At 61.3% G+C, this 19,952-nt stretch carries 14 protein-coding genes and 1 pseudogene; 5 read left to right on the forward strand and 10 right to left on the reverse strand.

Annotated features, from left to right (window positions below; translation table 11 throughout):
* Positions 1–141 precede the first annotated feature (141 nt).
* From JW799_RS21935 to JW799_RS21950, 4 genes are read left to right on the forward strand one after another with little or no spacing between them, the layout of a single operon-like run.
* Positions 142–1,023, forward strand: a complete 882-nt coding sequence (locus JW799_RS21935) for a carbohydrate ABC transporter permease (protein WP_080839457.1) — start codon at positions 142–144, stop codon at positions 1,021–1,023.
* Positions 1,020–1,895, forward strand: coding sequence for a carbohydrate ABC transporter permease (locus JW799_RS21940; protein WP_240353376.1), 876 nt, complete (start codon positions 1,020–1,022; stop codon positions 1,893–1,895). The genes JW799_RS21935 and JW799_RS21940 overlap by 4 nt, the downstream gene beginning before the upstream one ends.
* Positions 1,896–1,915: 20 nt before the next feature.
* Positions 1,916–3,010, forward strand: coding sequence for an efflux RND transporter periplasmic adaptor subunit (locus JW799_RS21945; RefSeq protein WP_080839459.1), 1,095 nt, complete (start codon positions 1,916–1,918; stop codon positions 3,008–3,010).
* Positions 3,011–3,046: 36 nt separating this feature from the next.
* The gene (locus tag JW799_RS21950; protein ID WP_205431702.1) at positions 3,047–4,474 is read left to right on the forward strand and encodes an ABC transporter substrate-binding protein; all 1,428 of its coding nucleotides are present in this window, start codon (positions 3,047–3,049) and stop codon (positions 4,472–4,474) included.
* A 121-nt stretch (positions 4,475–4,595) separates the two neighbouring features.
* Here JW799_RS21950 and JW799_RS21955 read toward each other — a convergent pair whose 3' ends face one another.
* From JW799_RS21955 to JW799_RS22000, 10 genes are all read right to left on the reverse strand, one after another.
* A complete protein-coding gene (locus JW799_RS21955; RefSeq protein ID WP_205431704.1) occupies positions 4,596–5,360 on the reverse strand; it encodes a GNAT family N-acetyltransferase in 765 nt (254 codons plus the stop codon).
* A 67-nt stretch (positions 5,361–5,427) separates the two neighbouring features.
* On the reverse strand, positions 5,428–8,355 hold the full coding sequence (locus JW799_RS29790) for a VWA domain-containing protein (protein ID WP_205431706.1): 2,928 nt from the start codon (positions 8,353–8,355) through the stop codon (positions 5,428–5,430).
* A gap of 7 nt (positions 8,356–8,362) precedes the next feature.
* Positions 8,363–10,339 carry a vWA domain-containing protein gene (locus JW799_RS21965; RefSeq protein ID WP_205431709.1) on the reverse strand — a complete coding sequence of 659 codons (1,977 nt, stop codon included), beginning with the start codon at positions 10,337–10,339 and terminating at the stop codon, positions 8,363–8,365.
* 726 nt (positions 10,340–11,065) lie between these two features.
* Complete coding sequence (locus JW799_RS21970) at positions 11,066–12,022, reverse strand: DUF58 domain-containing protein (protein ID WP_080839468.1); 957 nt, start codon at positions 12,020–12,022, stop codon at positions 11,066–11,068.
* Positions 12,019–13,008, reverse strand: coding sequence for an AAA family ATPase (locus JW799_RS21975; protein WP_080839470.1), 990 nt, complete (start codon positions 13,006–13,008; stop codon positions 12,019–12,021). Before JW799_RS21975 ends, JW799_RS21970 begins: the two co-directional genes overlap by 4 nt.
* Positions 13,009–13,045: 37 nt before the next feature.
* A complete protein-coding gene (locus tag JW799_RS21980; protein ID WP_080839472.1) occupies positions 13,046–14,893 on the reverse strand; it encodes a hypothetical protein in 1,848 nt (615 codons plus the stop codon).
* A gap of 169 nt (positions 14,894–15,062) precedes the next feature.
* A complete protein-coding gene (locus tag JW799_RS21985) occupies positions 15,063–15,977 on the reverse strand; it encodes an ABC transporter permease (RefSeq protein ID WP_080839474.1) in 915 nt (304 codons plus the stop codon).
* Positions 15,974–16,906, reverse strand: a complete 933-nt coding sequence (locus tag JW799_RS21990) for an ABC transporter ATP-binding protein (protein ID WP_080840969.1) — start codon at positions 16,904–16,906, stop codon at positions 15,974–15,976. The genes JW799_RS21985 and JW799_RS21990 overlap by 4 nt, the downstream gene beginning before the upstream one ends.
* Positions 16,907–16,956: 50 nt before the next feature.
* Positions 16,957–17,607 carry a hypothetical protein gene (locus JW799_RS21995; RefSeq protein WP_205431711.1) on the reverse strand — a complete coding sequence of 217 codons (651 nt, stop codon included), beginning with the start codon at positions 17,605–17,607 and terminating at the stop codon, positions 16,957–16,959.
* Positions 17,502–19,340 carry a DUF4350 domain-containing protein gene (locus JW799_RS22000; protein ID WP_205431713.1) on the reverse strand — a complete coding sequence of 613 codons (1,839 nt, stop codon included), beginning with the start codon at positions 19,338–19,340 and terminating at the stop codon, positions 17,502–17,504. Before JW799_RS22000 ends, JW799_RS21995 begins: the two co-directional genes overlap by 106 nt.
* Before the next feature lie 195 nt (positions 19,341–19,535).
* Here JW799_RS22000 and JW799_RS22005 point away from each other — a divergent pair.
* Positions 19,536–19,781: pseudogene (locus JW799_RS22005) on the forward strand (DUF1801 domain-containing protein); the annotation flags it as partial.
* Between the last annotated feature and the right edge of the window lie 171 nt (positions 19,782–19,952).

Consider the following 19,952-nt stretch of genomic DNA (forward strand, 5'->3'; position numbering starts at 1 on the left):
CCGCTTTTGATGCAGCTTTATTGTAAGACGGGCCGTTCGGCTTTGTCACGCCCCGGCCTGTCACACGGCTGTCACATAGCGCGGCTATGATGATGAGCGAAATGCATCCGGGCGCCTGGAGCCGCCCGAAGGAAGGAGGAGATGAACCTGAGCCGGCTTCGCCGACATTACCGGCGGGACGCGCCGTACGTGCTGCTGTTTCTGGCTCCCGGACTGGCCGGATTTCTGCTGTTTTTCATCGTTCCGTTCGGTTCGGTCGCGTATTATTCGGCAATCGACAATCCCGCAAACGGAAATTTCGCCGGCTTCGAGAACTACCGGAGTCTATGGGCCAGCGATTCGTTTCGCAAAGCGTTCGCGAACTCCCTGGCGTTCGCCGGCGTCGGCGTCCCTTTGCTGTTCGCGGTTTCTCTCGGGCTTGCCTTGCTCCTTCAAGCGAACATGCCGCTTCGGCAGCCGCTTCGAACGGCGTTTTTGCTGCCGCTCGTCGTCCCGGTCGCCTCCGTCATTCTGGTGTGGCAAACGCTGTTTCATTGGAACGGGGCGCTGAACGGGCTGTTGGCCCATTGGGGATTCGCTCCGGTCGACTGGATGAACACGAGATGGGCGTTCGTCGTCATGCTCGCCGTATTTCTCTGGAAAAACGCCGGCTACAACCTCGTCCTGTTTCTGGCGGGACTCGCCAACATTCCGGCGGAGCAGTACGAAGCGGCTTCGATCGACGGCGCGGGCAGGCTGAGCCGCTTTCGGCATATCACCTGGCCGGGCCTTGCGCCGACCTCCTTTTTCGTCGTCGTCATGAGCATCGTCCAATCGTTCAAAGTGTTCCGCGAAACGTATTTGGTGGCCGGCGCCTATCCGCACGACAGCCTTTACACGCTGCAGCACTTTATGAACAACATGTTTCAGGCGCTGAATTATTCGAAGCTGACGGCGGCGGCCGTTTTGCTTGCGATCGTGATCGGAGCGACGATATACGCGCTGTTCCGGCTGGAGGCGCGTTCAAGGGGGATGACGGAATGATGGCAACCGCTTTGCGGCAGTCGATCATGGCGCTGAAACTGGCGTTTCTGCTCGCGATCGCGTTGGCCGTGCTGTTCCCCGTCGTGCTGACCGTCGCCAACGCCTTCATGTCCGAAGCGGAAATCGGCCGCCATTACGAGGCGCTAAGCGGCGAGGAGCAGACCGCCGCGCGCAAGTACGCCGCCATCCGCCTCGTGCCGGAGAACGCGACGCTCTCGCAATTCGGAGAGGTGCTGCTGAAGCGGCCGAAGTTTCTGCTGCATTTCTGGAATTCGGCGAAGCTCACGCTCCCGATCGTGATCGGCCAAACCGTCGTCGGCACGCTGGCGGGATTCGCGTTCGCCAAGCTCGCCTTTCCCGGCCGGGACAAGCTGTTTTTCGTTTACTTGCTCACGATGCTCATGCCGTTTCAGGTCACGCTTGTCCCGAATTACCTCGTGGCGGAAAAACTCGGCCTGCTCGGCGGCTACGGCGCGATCGTCCTGCCCGGCATCTTCGCGCCGTTCGGCGTGTTTCTCATGCGGCAGTTCATGGCCGGCGTCCCCGCCCCTTACCTCGAAGCGGCCAAAATCGACGGCGCCGGCCCCATTCGCGCGTTTGCCCGCATCGCCCTGCCGCTTGCGAAGCCCGGCATTGCCGCGCTTTTCCTGCTGTCGTTCGTGGACAACTGGAACATGGCGGAACAGCCGCTCCTGTTTTTGACGGAGCCGATTCGCCAGCCGCTGTCCGTATATTTGGCAAGTATTGCGGAGGGCGCCCGAGGCGTCGCGTTCGCCTCGTCGGTGCTGTACATGACGCCGATGGTGCTCATTTTCCTGTACGGCGAAGAGCATCTGGTGGAAGGCATTCAAATGTCGGGAATCAAGGGGTAGCCCGAAGAAAGGAGAACCGCTTGCAAACGGAACGACGCAAAAAGACGCTTCGCCTGACGATCGGCCTCTTTTTCGCGGCTTTGCTGGCGCTGACGTTTTTGTCCAACACGATTCAGGGGCTTTCGCTGCCGAAAGTGTCCGTCGAGAAGCCCGCCACGGGCGGTCTCGACCTGATCGTGACGGGAGACGGCTTTCTCGAGCCTGCGCACGTCGCGCAGCTATTCGCCTCGGGAGATTGGACGGTCGAGAACATTCGGGTCGAGAAAAACGACCGGGTCCGAAAAGGCGATCCGCTCGTCGAGTTCGACACGGCTTCGACCGAACGAACGCTCGAGGACCAGCAGACCCGCTACAAACAGAAGCAACTGCAATTGAGCAAGATGACGGACCAATTGAAAACGATGCTGCGGAGCGGCGACGAAGCCGGCGTCGAGAACCTGAAACGGGACATCGAAATCCATCGGCTCGATATGCAGGTGCTGGAGCGCGAAATCGACGACCTGAAAAAGCTGATCGACGAAGGCCGCACGCTGAAGTCCCCCGTCGACGGCATCGTGACCGAGATCAACGTTTCCGAGGGCGTCGCAGCTAACCGCGGACAGCCGGCCGTCTCCGTCGCCGACGACGTCTCCGGCTATACGTTTTCCATTACGGCCGACAGCGACGAAGCCTCCATGCTTCGCATCGGCGACAGCGTGTCCGTTCAGCTGGACGAGACGCCGCCGCGGAACGTCGACGGGATCATCTCGAACATCGAGGACGCGGCGGCCGATGCCGACGGCAACGCCAACAAGCGAATTACGTTCGGGCTCAAGGACGCCGACTTGTCGCCGGGCCTGAAAGCCGCCGTCGAGATCCGCAACCAAAGCCCGTCTTTCGGCCTGCAAATCCCGAAATCCGCGCTTCATAGCGACACCAACGGCTATTATGTCTTTACCCTGACGGAAAAAGACGGACCGCTCGGCGCCGCCCATTACGTCAGCAAAACGTATGTGACCGTCAAGGATGAAAACGGCGACACCGTCGTCGCCGACGGGCTGATGCCGGACGAGCGCTTCGTAACGGACGCAAGCGAGCCGATCAGCGACGGAGATCGCGTCAGATATTCATCCTGAACTTAAAACTTAGGATTGAAACAGGGAGGAAACGAAATGAAAAAACGGACAAAAGGCTGGCATTCGATCGGTCTTCTTCTGCTATGCGCCGCGCTCGCGGCATGCTCGGGACAGCGGCAAAACGGAAACGAATCGGGGAACGCGGGCGAAACGCCGGCCGCCCCCGGCGTCGCGCAGAAAACCTCGGACGGCAAAACGGTCGTCACGATGTCCGTCATGACGAAGGACCGATTTCTGACGCAAGCGGAGCGGCTTTTCGAAGCCGCCCACCCCGACATCGACGTTCAAATCGTCGAAACCGTGCCCGCGGATACGAGCGGCGGGGATCAAATGATCGTGAAGAAGGAATGGAAAGCGGGTTCGGAAACGAATGCGGAGGACATCGAAAAATACGCGAACAGCGTCAATACGGCGATAATGTCCGGTCAGGCGTCGGACATCATCTCGGCGGAATATCTCCCTATCGACAAGTATGCGGAAAAGGGGCTGCTCGCCGACTGGAACGAACTGGCCGAACAGGATGCAGACTTTGCGAAATCCGACTATTACGAGAACGTCTTAAGCGCCGTTACGGACGATACTGGCTGGTACGGCATCCCCACCTCTTTCGCGCTGGAAGTTATGCTCGGCGACGAGGCGTTTTTAACGCAAAACGGTCTCGATCAACAAACATGGACATGGGATCAATTCGTCGATTTATTAAACAAAACGAAAGCCGACGGGAAATACGGAATTTCCAGAATGTCGCCGGAGATGCTGCTCGCCTTCCTCGTCGAAACGACCTACGATCAATTGGTCAAGCGGGACGGAAGCTCCGCTTCCTTCGATGCAGCCGCATTCCAAGCGTACATGGAGAAGATCAAGAAGCTATACGACGACGGTCTGGCGACGGCGGACATGATGGGCGCGCAAAATACGGCCTTCTCCTCCGAAAGTCTGGATTCGCCGATGAACGCTCTGTTAGTCCCTACGATGAGCGGACAAAAAAACATGCTCCAGCCTCCCGGAACGGGCGACGGCGGAGGCATTCCGTTCAAATCGAACCAGGTGCTCGGGCTGAACGCCAAATCGAATGTCAAAAACGAGGCATGGTCCTTCGTCAAGTTCCTGCTTTCCGAAGAAATGCAGGCCGATCAGGCGATGATGAACTTTCCCGTGAACAAGGCCGCGTTGAGCGCCAAGCTGACCGAAACCAGACAGCTGCTTGAAGGAAGCGCAAGCGGGAAAGACGGCCCGAAAATCACGCTTCGCAACGAATCCGGAGAAGTCAAGCCGACGATCACCGATGAAGATATTCAAAAGGTGCTCGACTTCATTCCTTCCGTCGGCAAGTACGGCAACCGGGATCCGAAAGTGCTGGGCATGATCGCCGAAGAAACCGCCGCCTTCTTCTCCGGCAGCAAGACGGCGGAAGCGGTCTCCGGGGCGCTCGCCAACCGGATCGACACGTATTTGAACGAGTAAGCAGGCGATTGGTCGTTAACCCCATTAAATGTTGAACGCCCGGAAGCCATGGTCAGTTGGCTTTCCGGGCGTTTTTCCAAGCAAACATTTCGAGCGACTCGATTATCATGCTGCTTCGGTACTATCCCTTTTCCGCCATCAGCCGGGTCAGCATCCGGTCGAACTTGTTCGGACTCACGATTTCGTGCGTCACGAATTTCCCGTCGTAAAACAGGCCGAACGTCGTCCAAATCGTCGGCCCGTTTTGCGCTTCTTCGCGCTTCGTCATGCGATGCGCTTGAAACGGAACGTTTCTTGCCGCCGCCACTTTGCTCAGTTCTTCGAGGACGCCGACGGCGAACGGGCACTGAGCCGTGTAGTAGACGGAGATGCCTTCGTCATCCGTTGGGAGCCGCGCCCGTTTGTTGAAGGTGGGGACGACGGCCCGTTCGTTCCATCTTAACGCCATTAATTGAAAATACGGTTCGGCCCGATCGACGACCTCGAAGCCCATATGTTCGAAGAACGTTTTATCGCTTAAAAAAGGGAGCTTCTTGTTCGAGACGATATGGACGATGCCATCCATCCCCCGCTCGATCGCGTCGTTTTTGCAGTAGTCCAGCAGTTGCTTCGCATACCCGTTGTTTTGATGCCTGCCGGAAACCCACAAACAATGGACGTACATGAAATTCGGCGCGCAAATCGGCACCCACGCCTTTTCGGCGGGCATATATTCGATAAAAACTTTCGCGCGTTCATCCAAGCGATAAAAAACCAATCCTTCGTCCATCCGGTCTTTGAGCCACTGCTTCTTCTCGGCTACGGCGCGCTCGTACGATTTTGTCCCAAGCGCGCAGCAAATGTGTTCCGTCTCGATTTGATCGCTTGTCATACGGATCCAGCCCAAGCTGACAACCTCCATCCCGTACGCGAAAAATTCAGGTTCAAGCCTTCTCAAGCCTTCTCGTTCGAGGTTAGCGCCGGTTGCGCCTTTTGGCCGCGAGCAGCCGGCTCATCGCATCTTCTTCCGCCGCCGGGTTGTCCGGCGCGGGAGCTTGGGGCGGCGTCCGGCGATCGGGCGTCCGTTCGGGTTCCGTCCGCGGCGACGGCTTTTTGCTCTTGCCCGCGATACCGGACGCGGCGGCCGAAGCGGGGGCTTCCGGCTCGGGCGGGGGGCTCGCGGCCGGTCCGGATGTTGCGGACCCGGCGGCGGAAGGTTTCGCCGCGGACGGTTGCGGGGCGGACCCGTTCGAGGCCGGCGCGCCGGACGCGCCCGTTCCCGCCCCGCCGAAGCGGGAGGCGCGCGAGCGGCTTTTCCGCTCCTGCAGCCGGGCAAGCGCGGCATCCGCGGCCGCCGGCCCGGCCCCGCCGGCGACCGTGCCCCGCCCGAAAGGCAGCCGTTCGCGCAGCCAGGCCGAAACCCGGCCCCACGGCAGCGAAACGCGGCGCACGGCGATATCGAGCAGCCAGAGCAGCAGCGCCGCGACGAGCAGCGCCCGGTCGATGTCGATCGTTCGGCGATGCGCGATCCGCTCGCCTGCGAACGCTTCGCCGGGTTCGGCCGCGTCCAGCAAGCGCCCGCCCGTCAGCTCCGCCAGCCGCCGCAGCTTGTCCTCCCCGCCGCCCTCCGTCAGCCGGTATTCGGGAGCGTACGGAATGACGAAACCGCTCGTCGTTCCGCCGCTTTCCCCGTTTTTCCCGATTTGCATCATATAGACGCCGGGACCGGACAGCGGCAAGCCGCCCGCATACTCGCCCGGCGCGACCGGCAGCGGCGTCAGCTCCGTCCGCTCGCCGTCCGGCCCCGTGACCACGGCGTTCAGCTCCGTCGCGCTCCCGGCCGAGGCGGTCGTTTCCCGGATCGTGACGCTGCCCTCCCCGCCCTGCCAATCGGCCTCCACGTCGTACGGAGCGCCGTTAAACTGCGGAAACGTCCATTTGACCCATTGGGCGAAAACGTCCGGGAAACGGCCCCATCCCGTCCACTCGCCCGCCCATTCGCCTTTCAGGTCGCTTGTCCAGGCGACGCTCCGGCCCGATCCGTACTGCCAGCGGGCGAGCAGCGGATCGCCCATCGGCGTCAGCAAGACGGCGTCGGCCGTCTCTTTGGCCGTCGTCGCGACGTAGGCGTCGACGGCCGGCACGCCCCCGGCGAAAGCGGAAGCCCAATCGCCCGCCCTGCCGAGCCGGGGAACGAAGCGATCTTCGACGATGTACGTCCGCGACATCAGCGTCGTCTCCCGGCTGAAGATGGACGGAATCGTGCTTTGATCGTTCGTAAAATAGTAGCGCCCGTTCGCATCGCCGGCGAGCCGTTCCAGCAGCGCCGTATCGGCCCCGTTGCCGACGGCGACCGTCGACATCGTAATGCCGTTATCGTTCATCGTATCCGTCAATGCGGAGTAACTCCCGTTCCCCGCCGACTGCCCGTCCGTCAGCAAAATAATATGCTTGCGCTGCGCCTCGACCTCCAGCATTCGGTTCAAGGCGCTGCTTACGGCCGTATAAATTTCCGTGCCGCCGTCCGGCCGGATGCCTTGAATCGCGCTTGCGACGGCATCCCGGTCCGTCAGCTTCACCGGCTCCTGGACCCACCAAGGCGAGCTGTCGAAGGCGATGACGCCGACCGTGTCGTCCTCGCGCAGCAGCTCGACCGTGCGCAGCGCCGCTTCCTTCGCCAGCTCCAGCTTGCCGCCGTCCATGCTGCCCGACTTGTCGATAACGAGAATGAGGCCGAGAGACGGCATTTGCCGCTTGCCCTTCAAATCCATGTAAACGGGAAGCGCCCGTTCCACTTCCGTTTTGTAATAGCCGCCAAGACCGTAGCTGTCCGAGCCTCCGGCCATGACCAGCCCGATTCCGTAGTCGCGGACGGCCGCCCCGAGATGCATCATCGGCGCTTCCGCGATCCGCGTCGCCGGCACGTTGTTCAGCACGATGCTGTCGTACCTCGCGTAATCGGCCAGCTCCGCCGGAAGCTGTTCGGGCAAAAGGATATCGTACGGAATAAGCGACGCCTCGAGCGCTCCCGCCATGTTGCCGGACGTGCCTTCTTCTCCTTCGACGATCAGCACTCGCGGCAAGCCGTCGACGCGGCTGAACGCGTAGTTCGCATTATTTTCGCCTCTCTCGTCCCCGGCGGCGTAAATTTCCGCCCGATAGCGATGCAAGCCGGGGGTTTCGGCCACATCCTGGAACGCGAAGCGGTTTTCCCCCGTTTCGAGAGCGACGACGCTGCGGAATTTTTCCGTATTTTCCTCGTACAGCCGAAGCTCCGCTTCGCCGGCGAACGTGCTGGAAACCGTAATTTCGTATGAAAATTTTTCGCCCGCGTTCAGATCCGCCGGCACCCGAAGCGACTCGACCGCCGCATCCCTCAGCTCCCGTTTCGGCAGCGCGACGACATCGACGGCGATTCCCCGGTTTTTCAAAAGCTCGCCCTGCCGGAGCAAGTCGCCGACATTCTCTTCCCCGTCCGACAAAAGCACGATTTTGCCGCCTTCGCCAAGCAAGCCCGAACCAAGCTGCAGACCGCCCGCAATGTTGGAAAAAGAATCGTTCGCTTCGGTCCGAAGCGAAAAGACGTCGGTTTCGTCGACCGACAGCGTCCGCTCCACCGAAGCGTTCAAGCCGAAGGAGACGACGGCCGCGCGATCGCTGTCGCCTTTGGCGACAAGCGCCTCTCCGATCCAGCCGGCGAGCCGCTCTTCCTCTCCGACGCTGGCCGAGCGGTCGGCCACGAACACGACGGCGCGATGGTCCATGCGCAAGTAAGGCGAAAGTCCGGACGCAACGGCGACGAGCAGCGCGAGAATGAGCGCCCGGACGGCAACGGCCAGCTTCTTTCGTCCTCCTGTCAGCCGGGGGTGTGCCGGATCGTCCACCATACGAAAATCGCGCACGGCACCATCAGCAGCAGCGCCCAAGGCGTATCAAACGACAGTCCCACGTCGGTATACCCCCCATTCCAGCGCAAGCAAGAGCAGCAGAACGGCCGCAATCCAAGGAACGAACGACGTTCGGTCCTCCATAATCGCAACTTCGTCGGCTGCGGCAGGCGCCTCGTTTTCCGTTGCCGGCTGTCCGCCCGTTTCCGTTTCCGAACCATGAGCCGCCATGCTCTCGGCAGGATCCGCGGCGACGGCAAGCAGCGGACCGGCCAGCTCCCGCCCGGAGGCGTCCAGGATGGAGAGCCGGTACAGGCCGGGAACGGGCGGCGCCGTTTGCAAGCCCGACAAGCCCCCTTCGGGCGTCCTTGCAATGGCCGTCGTCTCCTGCTCCGTTGTCGGACCCCCCTCCTCCGCCGCTATCGCCTTCCAACGGGCATCCGCCGCTTCGGAAACGAATTGCACGTCGAGCTGGCTTCCGGCGACGGCCTGCCCGAGATTCGCCGAAGATCCCCCGCCCATCCATTCCGACGCCTGCGCGATCAGAATCGGAAACTCCGTCCGCAGCGGCAAATCCGAATCCTGCAAGCCGAACGCAAAAACGAGCCCCGGCTTCCCGTCCGTCATTCCCGCGTAGACGGCGGGAACGCCCCCGTATGTCGCGACGGGATCGCCGAATGCGGGCGAGCCGGGATATGTGCACGTCGCCGAACGTTAAATACCGGACGACCGGATGGTCCCCGACTTCGGCTTCCCCGTTCGCCGGCGCGACGGCTTCTCCGCCTGCGGGAGGCGTTTCCGCCGACCAGATTCGCCATACCGGCTTCGAGCCGATCAGCTTCCGCCATTCATCCGACGCAAGCGTCTCCTCGTCCGCTCCATCCAGCACGACCCAATCGACGGTGTCCGCGATCGTCCCGTCGGGTTCGAAGCCGGCCGGATCGGCGCGCACGACTTGAATGCCCGCCAGCTGCAGCGCCTTCTCCAGAAACAAATTGCCTTCGCCGACCAGCAGCGCCCGGCCGGCGGCCTGCGCGGCGGAAAAAGCGTAAGCCGTATTGTCCGCCGCGTAGCCGTCGATCCGGCCGATCGTCGCCATGTAGAATTCGGCGGCGGGAAGCCGGTCGAAGCGGAAGGATCGCTGCTCGCCCGCTTCCAGTGCAAACGTCGCCGACTCTTCGGCCGGCTCCGGAACGCCCTCGGCGCGAACGGCGAGCGTGCCGCTTAACGGCTCGAGCCCGCGGTTCATCAGCGTGACGACGGCGGCCGCCGTGTCCGTTCCGGCTTCGCCGCGCACGCCGAATGCCGCAATCGACACATTGGCCCGGCCGCTGTCGATCTCCGTCACGCGAAGCGGGCTCGCCATAACCTCGACGGCCGCGCTTGCCTCTACTTGCTGTCTTGCCTTGCCGTCGGTCAGCAGCCAGATTTCGCCTTCCGCCTCGCCGCGAAGCGTCGCATCCGCAAGCGACAGCGCCGCCGCCAGATCCGCGCGGCCGTAATTCGGCCGCGCCGCCTCGAGCGCGGCTTCGAGCGCCTCGCGATCCCTTTGCGCGGACGCGAGAACGACCGGCTGATCTCCCGCGGCGATCAGCGTGACCGGCCTCGCGCCCGGCTGCTCGGCGAGCCACTCCGCGACTCGCAGCTTCGCGAGCTGCAGCGCCGATTGCGCGCCGTCTCCCTCGGGCGAGACGGCCGTCATGCTGGCCGAGGTATCCAGCACGACGGCAACCGGTCGCGCCGATCCGCTCGTACCCGACGCGTACGGCCCCATCAGCGCAAGCGTCAGGAGAGCCGCCGCCAGCAGTTGAAGCAGCAGCAGCAGCCGGCGCCGCAGCTTTTGCCACGGCCGGTTCGCTTCCTGCTCCCGGAGCGCCCGCCTCCATAGCAGGCTGCTCGGAACCGGCGTATCGACATATGTCCGTTTTAATAAATAGAGGAGAACGATCAGCGGCAGCGAAGCCGCGAACCCAATCCCGGCCAGCGATTGAAAGCCCATGCCCCGTCCCCCTTTCCCGTTTGTTTATTGCCGTCCCGGCGAGGTCATCCGCCTTTCGCGCATCGATAACAGCCCGGTGCAACCGTTATTTGCCTACCTTCCATCCAATCCCGCCCTCCGCGCATCGACAACGGCTCGAGGCGGCCGCCATTGGTATTCTATCCGTCCAATCTCGCCTTTCGAGCATCAATAACGGCCTGTTGCTGCCGTTATTTGCCTACCTTCCGTCCAATCCTGCCCTCCGCTCCTCGATAACGGCTTCAAGCGACCGTTATTTGCGAACTTGGACTCGGTTTAGCCGAATAACGGCCCGGCGCGACCGTTTTGACTGGCACCCTATCCCGGAAAATACCGTTTCTGAGGAGAGGGGATACCGACAAGAGACTTTAAAAACAAAACAATAGCACTATCGGCAAATTCAATTAACGCCATAAATTAAATGACGCCCCAGGGGGAATCAGGCAGCCAAACCAACTCGACAATCTGCCCCCTGTCATCGCAATCCCCAATATCCACGTCATCACCCGTTCTCCCGAACACAATCATCGCTCAAACAACTCTTGCGAAAGTCACTTCTCGTGCAAGCTGTCAACACTTATACAGCTCACAGGGCTAAGTGTTCGGCAAGGCCATCACCGCTCGAAAACTCGTGCGTCTACCGGTTCCAGCTCAGACAGTCATCGCTTGAATAAGCGCACACGGATCAGCCATTACCGGCCGAAGCGGTTATCTTTTTAACAACCCTTGCGCCAGCAGCACATAAGCGACCGTATGTTCCAGCGGCACGGACGTATCGACGAGAACATAGGCAAAACCGCGTTCGGCGCACATCCGGCGAATCGATTCATTATGTTCGCGGAGCGCGGCCTCGTAAGTCCTCAATACGCTTGGGCCGATCGCGACTTCCTTGGCGATCCCCGATTCGGCGTCGATCAGCGTCAGCTCGCCCGACAACGCCGGGGACAGCTCCTCCTTGCCGAGCACCTGGATGAAGGCAACCTCCTGTCCCGCCGCGGCGAAAGCGTCCAGCGTCCGATCGATTCCGAACTCGTACATCCCGTCCGTTAGCAGCCAGACTTGTCCGGGAGTCCGCGGCAAAACGCCCGGCGCCAAAAAAGCTGCGCTCAAATCGTCGCTGCCCGCCGCTGCCGGCTTCGCGCTCATCTCGCCTTCGAGATACGCAAAAAGCCGGCTTGCGGAGCCCTTCCCCCGCAGCGGCGGCAGGCTCGATTCCACCGAATCCGTAAAACGGGCGACGGACACGCGATCCTCCCCGGCCAGCGCCGCGTACCCGACGCATGCCGCGAGCCGAAGCGCGTACGCCCATTTCGTCCCGGACGACGGCAAGTCCCCTTCCGCCGCGCCGATCGAGCGGAACCGCATCGATTCGGACGCATCCACATACAGGCGAACCGCCATTTCTTGTTCGTCCCAATACTGGCGGATGTACGCCTTTCCGGTTCTTCCGTACACGTTCCAATCCAGCCGCCGGATGTCGTCGCCGGGAGCGTACGGCCTGTAGTCCGCGAACTCCTGGGAGCCTCCAAGCGCGCGAGACCGCCGTTTCCCTTGCATCGTGCCGCGCGTCCGGCCCTTCGATGCGACGGAAATTTGCTCCAGCTTGCGAAGCAGCATCGGGTCGAGCCAAAACGATCCACCAGCCCCCCGCTCCGCTCCCGTCATCGCCGCGCCTCCGCCGCTTGCAGCACGGCGTCGACGATTTCGTCGGCGGCGATTCCCGCCGCCTCTCCCTCATAGCCGAGTACGAGCCGGTGACGCAAAGCCGGAACCGCGACCGCCCGAATATCCGGCCAGGAAACGTGAAGCCTCCCTTCTACAAGAGCCCTCACCTTGGCGACGGAGATGAGCGCCTGGATGCCGCGCGGTCCCGAACCGTACCGGACATACCTGCGGACGAGCTCCGGCGCTTCCGGCTCCGTCGGATGCGTGAACATGATCGCGCGAATGGCCGAATCCAGCACCTCGTCGGAGACGAGCACCTCTTTGGAGAAAGCGTGCAATTCGGCGATCGTTGCGGAATCGACAACCTTGTCGGCGCGGTAGCTTTCGGAAGAAGTCGTGCGCCTGACGATTTCCTTCAGCTCCTCCCGGGTCGGGTAGGTGACATGAATTTTCAGCAAAAAGCGGTCCAACTGCGCTTCCGGCAGCGGATAGGTTCCTTCCTGTTCGACCGGATTTTGCGTAGCCAGCACAAAAAAAGGAGACGGGAGCTTTCGCGTCTCGCCGCCCGCCGTCACCGTTCGCTCCTGCATCGCTTCGAGCAGGGCGCTCTGCGTTTTCGGCGTCGCCCGGTTAATCTCGTCCGCCAACACCAGGTGGCCGAATATCGGTCCCGGTTGAAACCGGTACGAAGCGCTGCCCTGCGGACCGAATTCGACGAGCTGGGTGCCGGTAATATCGGTCGGCATCAGATCGGGCGTAAACTGGATGCGGGAAAACGACAGCTCGAGCGCATCGGCAAGCGTACGCACAAGCATCGTTTTGCCGAGGCCCGGAATTCCTTCCAGCAGGGCGTGTCCGCCGGCCACGACGCACCACAGCAGCTGCTCGACGACATCCTGCTGGCCGACGATGACCCGCCCCACTTCCCGCCTGAGCGTTTCGAAACGTTCGACGGCCGCTTCCACCTGCGCTTTGGATTGAATCATCCGTACCCCTCCGCCATTTATTTAATGTAGTTAAAATCTATCGATTCGGCTGAATTTCTTCAAAATAATCGCGCACCCGCTGCTGCATCGATTCCGGCAGCTGCGAACGGTTCAGCGCCCTGCGGGCGTCCGTCGCGTAGCTGGAGTAGACCTCCTCATAGCTTTGGGCTCCGCCATCCAGCATCGGCGACGTATCGCCCTCCGTGACCCGGCCGCCCGAGGACGGACCGCCGTCCGTCGCGGCGTTGCCGGACCCTTCCATCGCTCGGGGCGTCGTGACGAGCGAACGGCCGCCGCTTCCCGTTCCGCCTTGAAGTCCGCCCGAACCGGAGCCCGCGCCCGTACCGCCTCCAGCTCCTGCCCCGCTGCCGGCACCCGAGCCAGACCCCGTACCGCTGCCGGAGCCTGAACCCGAGCCGGATCCCGTCCCTGCACCGCTGCCGGAGCCTGAACCCGAGCCTGTTCCGGATCCTGTCCCTGCGCCGTTTCCGACCCCGGAACCCGAGCCAGCCCCCGTACCCGAACCTGATTCGCCTTCCGAACCGCCGCCGGAGTTGCCTCCCGCGCCCGGGCTCGCGCCGGCTCCCTCTCCTTCGCCGCTCCCGCCGCCGGATTCGCCGCCGGCTCCCGGATTTCCCGCGGCGCCTGTTGAGCTTGCGCCGCCCGAAGCGTCGCCGGTGCCCGAAGCCCCGGCCCAAGCGGAACCGGTTCCCGCCGCTGCGCCGCCTGCTTGATCGGCCAACACGGCGGAGCTTGCGCCAAGTCCGCCGGCCATTTGCCGGGCGAGGGCCGCCAGCTCTTCCGCCGTCAGCTCGCGAGCGAGCGCCTCGCCCAGCCCGGCAAGCGCGTCTTCCGCTCCCGTGCCCTCCGGCTCCCCGCTCGCGGCTTGCTCCGCCGCCTTGTTCAGCGCTTCCTTCAACGCTGCGTCCGAATCGGCTTCCGTTCCCTCGGGCAGCGCGTCGGCCAGCTCGCGCAAAAGCTCGGCGAGCTCCGCCTTCTGCTGCTCGCTAAGCCGCCGCAGTTCGCCGCGCAGCCCGTCGATCGCCTCCGAAGCCGCTTCGGCGTCGCGGCGCTCCAGCGCCTGCCCAAGCTCGCGGAGCTGCGGCGACGCCTGCATTCGCGAGGCCATTTCGCTCAGCCGCGTCTCCCGCAGCTTCAGCTCCGCCGCCAGCCGTTCAAGCTCCCGCTTCGCCTCTTCCAGCTCGCGTTGCGCTTCCGCCGGGCTTTCCAGCCTTCCCAACTGTTCGCGCAGCTCGGACAGCGGCTTTAGCAGCCCGTCCTTCGCGGCAGGTTCCAATGCGGGCAGCTGCTCGAGCCGCTGCTCCAGTTCATCCGCTTGTTCATCCAGCCGAGCCAGCTCCTCATTTACCGCCGAACGTGCTTCGATCCGCTCGTCCATCGGATTCGGGATCGCGAGGAGACCGGCCAGAACAAGCCAGGATGCGCCCGTCAGCGCGGCGAACCTTGCGCCCCCGCGTCTTCCCGGTCCCGGCAAATTCGTCTTCAAGCCCGCGACGTATTCGCCGGCGAGCCGCACCGCTTCCTCGCGCTGCAGCCGGGCAATCGGAAGCTCGCTATGCAAATTCGCGAGTGCCGTTCCGACGGCATCGGACGTCGGTCCGCGATCCATCATAAGCGCCGCTTCGCGGTCGGATACGCCGCCCGCCAAGCGGACGGCCGCGCCGGTCATTGCGCCGGCGGCGATAAGCGCCGCGGCGATCCACTCGGCATGCGGAATCGGCACCAACCGTGCCGCGAGCAGGAGAACGACCCCTGCGCCGCTGCCCGCAAGCAAGCCGATCGCCCCGCCCGCAGCGGCGCGAAGTCGCAACATTCGCCAGCGAACCCGCTTCAACAGCTCCGAAAGCTTGCGGCCTTCGCCCATTTCTTCACCTCCCCGCGCTTTGCTTCTTTAATTAATGACATTAATCATAATTGAGACTTTCCCAAAACGTTCCTTGCCCGGCAGGCTTTCGCTTTTTTCTCGCAACATAATTAATGAGGTTAATCGAATGTATTTAACCGCATTAACAGCCTGCCAATCTTCCAACACATTACCTGCCTGCGCGCTTCTTTTTTAAAATCGGTCGGATATACCGGATGCTAAGCAGCACCGCCCCGATGGAAACGATCGAATACACGATCAGGAATTGCTGCCACAACTGGATCGGGGCATCCTGTCCGCTCAAGCCGCCGGAGCGATAAACCATGAATACCGACCGCGAAATTTCCGAATCGAAAATGCTGTACAGGGCGGCCACCGGATTTAAGCCCATGATGTACCCGATCCAGCCGTAGTCCGTCTGCCCGTTCCCGTACGTGTTTTGCATGATGGATAACACAATCAAATACAGAAACGCCGTCCCTCCGAAAATGAACAACGTGACGCCGTAGGAGACGATGACGGAAATCATCGTTCGTTTGAACAAGGTCGAAAACAGGATGCCGAGCGAGCCGAGAACGACCATCGTGAACAAGTAAAAGAGAAACACGAGCAGCAGCTGCGACGGCGAGATGCCTCCGTACAGAAACACGATGCTGTACACCGGCATCGTCGCCAGCACGATAAGCACCATAAAAGCGAGCGAAGCGACCAGTTTGCTCACGATAATGTTCGTCGACGACTGCTGCGTCGTCAGCAGCAAATTCAGCGTTTGCCGCTCGCGCTCCCCGCTGACGATGCCGGCCGTAAGTCCCGGCGCCATGAAGGCGATCAGCCCGAGCTGGGCGATGCTGATGAACATGAACATCGTCCGGCTCGTATTCGGATTGAAGCCGCCGCCTCCGTCCATCTCGTTGATATAGATGAACCCGAGCGCGCCGATCCCGATCGCCAGCAAATAGAAAAACAACGCCCACATCGAACGCAGCGAACGCATTCGCAGCATGATTTCCTTGTTCAGCACCGGGTTGACGAACAGCGATCGCAGGTTCCGCCCTGCTTTGGCCTCCGCTTGCTTGCCGCTCATGCTTCTCCCCCGTTCCCCTTCGTAATTTCCAGAAAGACGTCCTCGAGATTCGTTTGCGCTTCGCTGAAGGCGATCAGGCGGAAGCCGCGGCCGATCAGCTCGGCCAGCAGCTCGGCCTGCTCCTCGTCCTGGCCGCCGAAATGCACCTGCACGCCCTTTTCGTCGCGGAAAATCCGATTCACGAACGGCCGGTCCCTGAGCGCCGCTTCCAGCTCTTCGTCCTGCCCCGCGCTGCGGATCGTCAGAATCCGTTTTACCCGCAGCCGGCTTTGAATATCCTGAACGTTGCCGTGCGCGACCAGCTGCCCGTGCTCGATGACGCCGATCTCGTCCACCATTTCCGCGAGTTCCGGCAAAATGTGCGAGGAAATGATAATCGTCTTCCCCATATCCTTCAGTTCCTTCAAAATTTCGCGCATTTCGATCCGGGCCCGCGGATCGAGCCCCGAAGCGGGCTCGTCGAGAATGAGCAGGTCGGGGTCGTGCACGAGGCAGCGGGCGAGGCACAGGCGCTGCTTCATCCCCCGCGAAAGCGTGTCGACGTAAGCGTCCTTTTTGTCGGAGAGATTCACCAGTTCGAGCAGCTGCGGAATCAGCTTGTTGCGCTCCGCCTTGCCGATGCCGTAGCTGGCCCCGTAAAAATGCAAATACTCCGTCGCCTTGAAGCTGTCGTAAACGCCGAAAAAGTCCGGCATGTAGCCGATTTTTTTGCGGACCTCCTTCGGGTGCTCCGTCACGTCGATCCCGTCCACCATGGCCGTGCCCGACGTCGGCGCGAGCAGCGTCGCCAAAATCGACATCGTCGTCGACTTGCCTGCTCCGTTCGGACCGACGAAGCCAAATACGGTGCCCTTGTCTATCGTCAAATCGAGCGATTTCAGCGCCTGGAAGCTGCCGAACTGCTTGGACAACGACCGCGTCTCGATCATCGGCACCTCTTTCGTTTCCGCGGACGGCTTCTGCGCAAGAGACGTTTCCATTACGAGTTCACCTTCCCTTTCAATCCGATCTCCGGCAGCGCGATATGAACGGAACCGGTCACCTCGAGCTTCATCCGGACCGCGTTCGCGGCCGTCATATACGTATCCGCGGATTCCGGCAGCCGGACCAAGTTGCTCGTTCGATCGATCTCATCCCATTGCTGCGTTACGTCGTTCCATACCGAAAGAACCATTTGTCCGCCCTGTCCCATGTCCGAAAAATGCACGGTCAGCTCCTCGAACTCGGTTTCGGCCGCGCCGGGCACGAGATATTCGAATTCGATGCTTCCGTCCGTCAATCCGACCATGCCGTCCGAACCGTAGGAAAACTCGCCTAGCGATTGGCTTGTCATCACCGGCAAAATCGAGCCGGGAGGAATCGTCGCCGCCCCCGTTCCCGGGATATCCGGCTCGAACGGCTGCACCCAAAGCGTCAGGTTGTCCGACTTGACTTCTTTTCCGTTGACCTCGAACCAGCTCTCGCTATCCTCGCTGAAGCCGACGATGACCGGCCGGAAAGAGCCCTGTTCCTGCAAGTAGGCGTTCAGCATGCCGCGATGCCGCGAATACTCGTCCCGTCCTCCCGTAAAAGGGAACATTTGATAGCCGTAATCGTAAAAGACGCCGTAAGAAGGTAAGTACGTCGGCACCGTTGCCTCTGCGGCTTCTCCTTTCGCAAGATCCCCAGGGAATAGACTCTGCCGTTCGCCAGCAAAGCCGCCTTCTTGAGATCGGCTTCCGTATTGTTCGTCACGCGTATTTTCCGGTTCGCCCCGAGCTCTTCCGCCGCGATGTCGAATTGGCCGTGGCCGGACGATTCCTCGTTGTATTCCAGCCGCGCCTTCCGGACGGAAGAATACTCGACGCGGTTCCAAACCGCCGTTACCCGGTCCGGCTCGGTTCGCGCGGTCTGGTTCATCCGATTGGTCGAAATGTTGCCGGTGCCGCTTTCATCGCTATTCGGCAAAACGGTAACATCGGCTTCGAACCCGGCCTCCACCGTGCCTCCGCGGGGAGCGAACACCGCCACGTCGGCCGAGCGCAAGGCGCGGCCGTCGCCCGCGAGCTCCATCGTCCGCAAGCTGTGCGTCATCGTCTGGTTTTTGTCGGCCGACCCGATCGAATAAATGACGAGACTCGAAACGACCGACAACGCCGGAATGATCCACCAGGCCCATTCCCGCCTGTCCGCCGCCTTAAGCGTCAGGAATACGCCCGGGGCGACGATCACGATATAAATAAGAAAAAAGACGAGCAGCAAGTTGAACTGCGGCGATCGCAGCGAAGGGAACGCGTTCAGCGCGTTGTCCACTTCCCAATAACCGTTGCTATAGCCGAAACCGTTGACGTTTTGATGCAAATACGAGGTGAGCGAGCCGCTCAACATCCGCGCCCAAAGCGCGGAATTTCCGCTCCAGGAAGCAAACGGCTCAAGCGAAGGGTCGAACGCCGCGTAGACGATGCGCCCTTTTCCGTACTTTCTCTCCGCCGCGACAATGATCTCGCCTTCATTCAACAGCGAAGTAGCGCCCGCTTGCAGCGTACCCGTCGAAACCGTGACGGGCCCCGCCAGATCCAGCGCCTTGCCGTCTCCGCCCTGGACGATCGAATCGGCGGAGGAAAGCGCCGCCGTGCCATCCGCGGCGACGGGAACGATATCCTTGAACGCTTCAGCCGTTTTCGCGTAGCCCGCGCCGCCCGAAACGACGAGCGTGCCCCCCATTTGAACCCAGGTGCGAACCGCCGCGATTCGGTCTTCGCTCCAGCCGCCCGTCGCCGTATCGTTCAAAACGAGAAAATCGAACGAGCCGAGCTGCATCGCGTTATTCGCCAATTTTTGATCCTCGATCGGAACGACTTGCAGGCTGTAGCCCCGTTGATTGAGAATCGGCAAAAAATTGAGCGTATCCGGATCCCGGGATACGACGCCGACGACGGTGTTGGCCGTTGAGGATCCGACCAGAAAGGATTTTCCCGTCAGCGGGATTTCGTCGCCCGAGCGCTCTTCCCGAAACGCCAGCTTGTTGTTGTTTTCGTTGTAGCTCGTGCCCGGCACGGTCAGCTCCAGTACGACCGGACTTCCTTGCGGCAGCTCCGCCGGCACGGAAAAGCTCTGATTGTAGCCTCCGTTCGGCTGAACGACCGAGAAAACGAGCTCCCCTTTTAAAGCCCGATCCGTTTCATTGACGGCCGTGATCGACAGGCGTGTCCACTTCCCTTCCTTCACGATCCCGCCCAGTCCGACCTCCGCGGTAATCTCAATGCCTTCCCCGGCCGCTGCCGCCGCCGCCGGACGCAACCCCGCGATCGCAGCCGCGGCCAACGCGAGCGCCAGACCGAACCAAATGAGCCTTGCGGCCCTTCTTTTCCCGCCAACTGTCACTTTTTGACGCCCCTCTCGTTTCCATCCATTCCCTAAATCATACTACAAGTAGAATTGACGAAGCGATAGATTCGAAAGTTTCTTAAGTATAACTTAAGAGTTCGAATAATAGTTTTCATAACTTATATTATGTAAACATTTTGGCGTCCGGAAAGACAAACTGGAGCCGAACCTCCCCGGTCCTGAAAACCTCCCATTCCGGAAGCCGAAGAACGCATTCAGTACAAGAAGCCGCACTTTCTGAAAAACGGACATTATGCAGCCATCATTTCTCCTTCCAAAGACGCGATTGCGTTCATGATCATGAACGCAATCGGGATTGACTTTCCGAAAGGATTCGATGGGCCAGCCGAACGGAAGTGGATCAAATTGCGGGAAGGCGACTCCCCCGACCTCGCCACGCTGTCCGGGCTTTTGAAGCAAGCTTCCGGCACGCTTTAACGGCGATTCGGCGGAAGAGGGTTCGAGGGAACGTTCGAGCAGCTTGCCGATTGCCTGTCCAGTCAACCATAACCTTTATAGGGGTACCGCCAACATTTTAACGATAATATACGCTAAGCCTTCGGATGTACCTGGCTTAGCGTTTTTTCTTACTCTAAGCCCAATAGTCCG

Origin of the sequence: Cohnella algarum (assembly GCF_016937515.1) — a bacterium.
Taxonomy (GTDB): domain Bacteria; phylum Bacillota; class Bacilli; order Paenibacillales; family Paenibacillaceae; genus Cohnella; species Cohnella algarum.

Bases quoted from the DNA above. Each gene is read 5' to 3' on its own strand.
- JW799_RS21940 (WP_240353376.1), top strand. From the start codon at position 1,020: ATGATGGCAACCGCTTTGCGGCAGTCGATCATGGCGCTGAAACTGGCG.
- JW799_RS21980 (WP_080839472.1), bottom strand. From the start codon at position 14,893: ATGGGCGAAGGCCGCAAGCTTTCGGAGCTGTTGAAGCGGGTTCGCTGG.
- JW799_RS21935 (WP_080839457.1), top strand. From the start codon at position 142: ATGAACCTGAGCCGGCTTCGCCGACATTACCGGCGGGACGCGCCGTAC.
- JW799_RS21950 (WP_205431702.1), top strand. From the start codon at position 3,047: ATGAAAAAACGGACAAAAGGCTGGCATTCGATCGGTCTTCTTCTGCTA.
- JW799_RS21985 (WP_080839474.1), bottom strand. From the start codon at position 15,977: ATGAGCGGCAAGCAAGCGGAGGCCAAAGCAGGGCGGAACCTGCGATCG.
- JW799_RS21975 (WP_080839470.1), bottom strand. From the start codon at position 13,008: ATGATTCAATCCAAAGCGCAGGTGGAAGCGGCCGTCGAACGTTTCGAA.
- JW799_RS21970 (WP_080839468.1), bottom strand. From the start codon at position 12,022: ATGACGGGAGCGGAGCGGGGGGCTGGTGGATCGTTTTGGCTCGACCCG.
- JW799_RS21965 (WP_205431709.1), bottom strand. From the start codon at position 10,339: ATGGGCTTTCAATCGCTGGCCGGGATTGGGTTCGCGGCTTCGCTGCCG.
- JW799_RS21990 (WP_080840969.1), bottom strand. From the start codon at position 16,906: ATGATCGAGACGCGGTCGTTGTCCAAGCAGTTCGGCAGCTTCCAGGCG.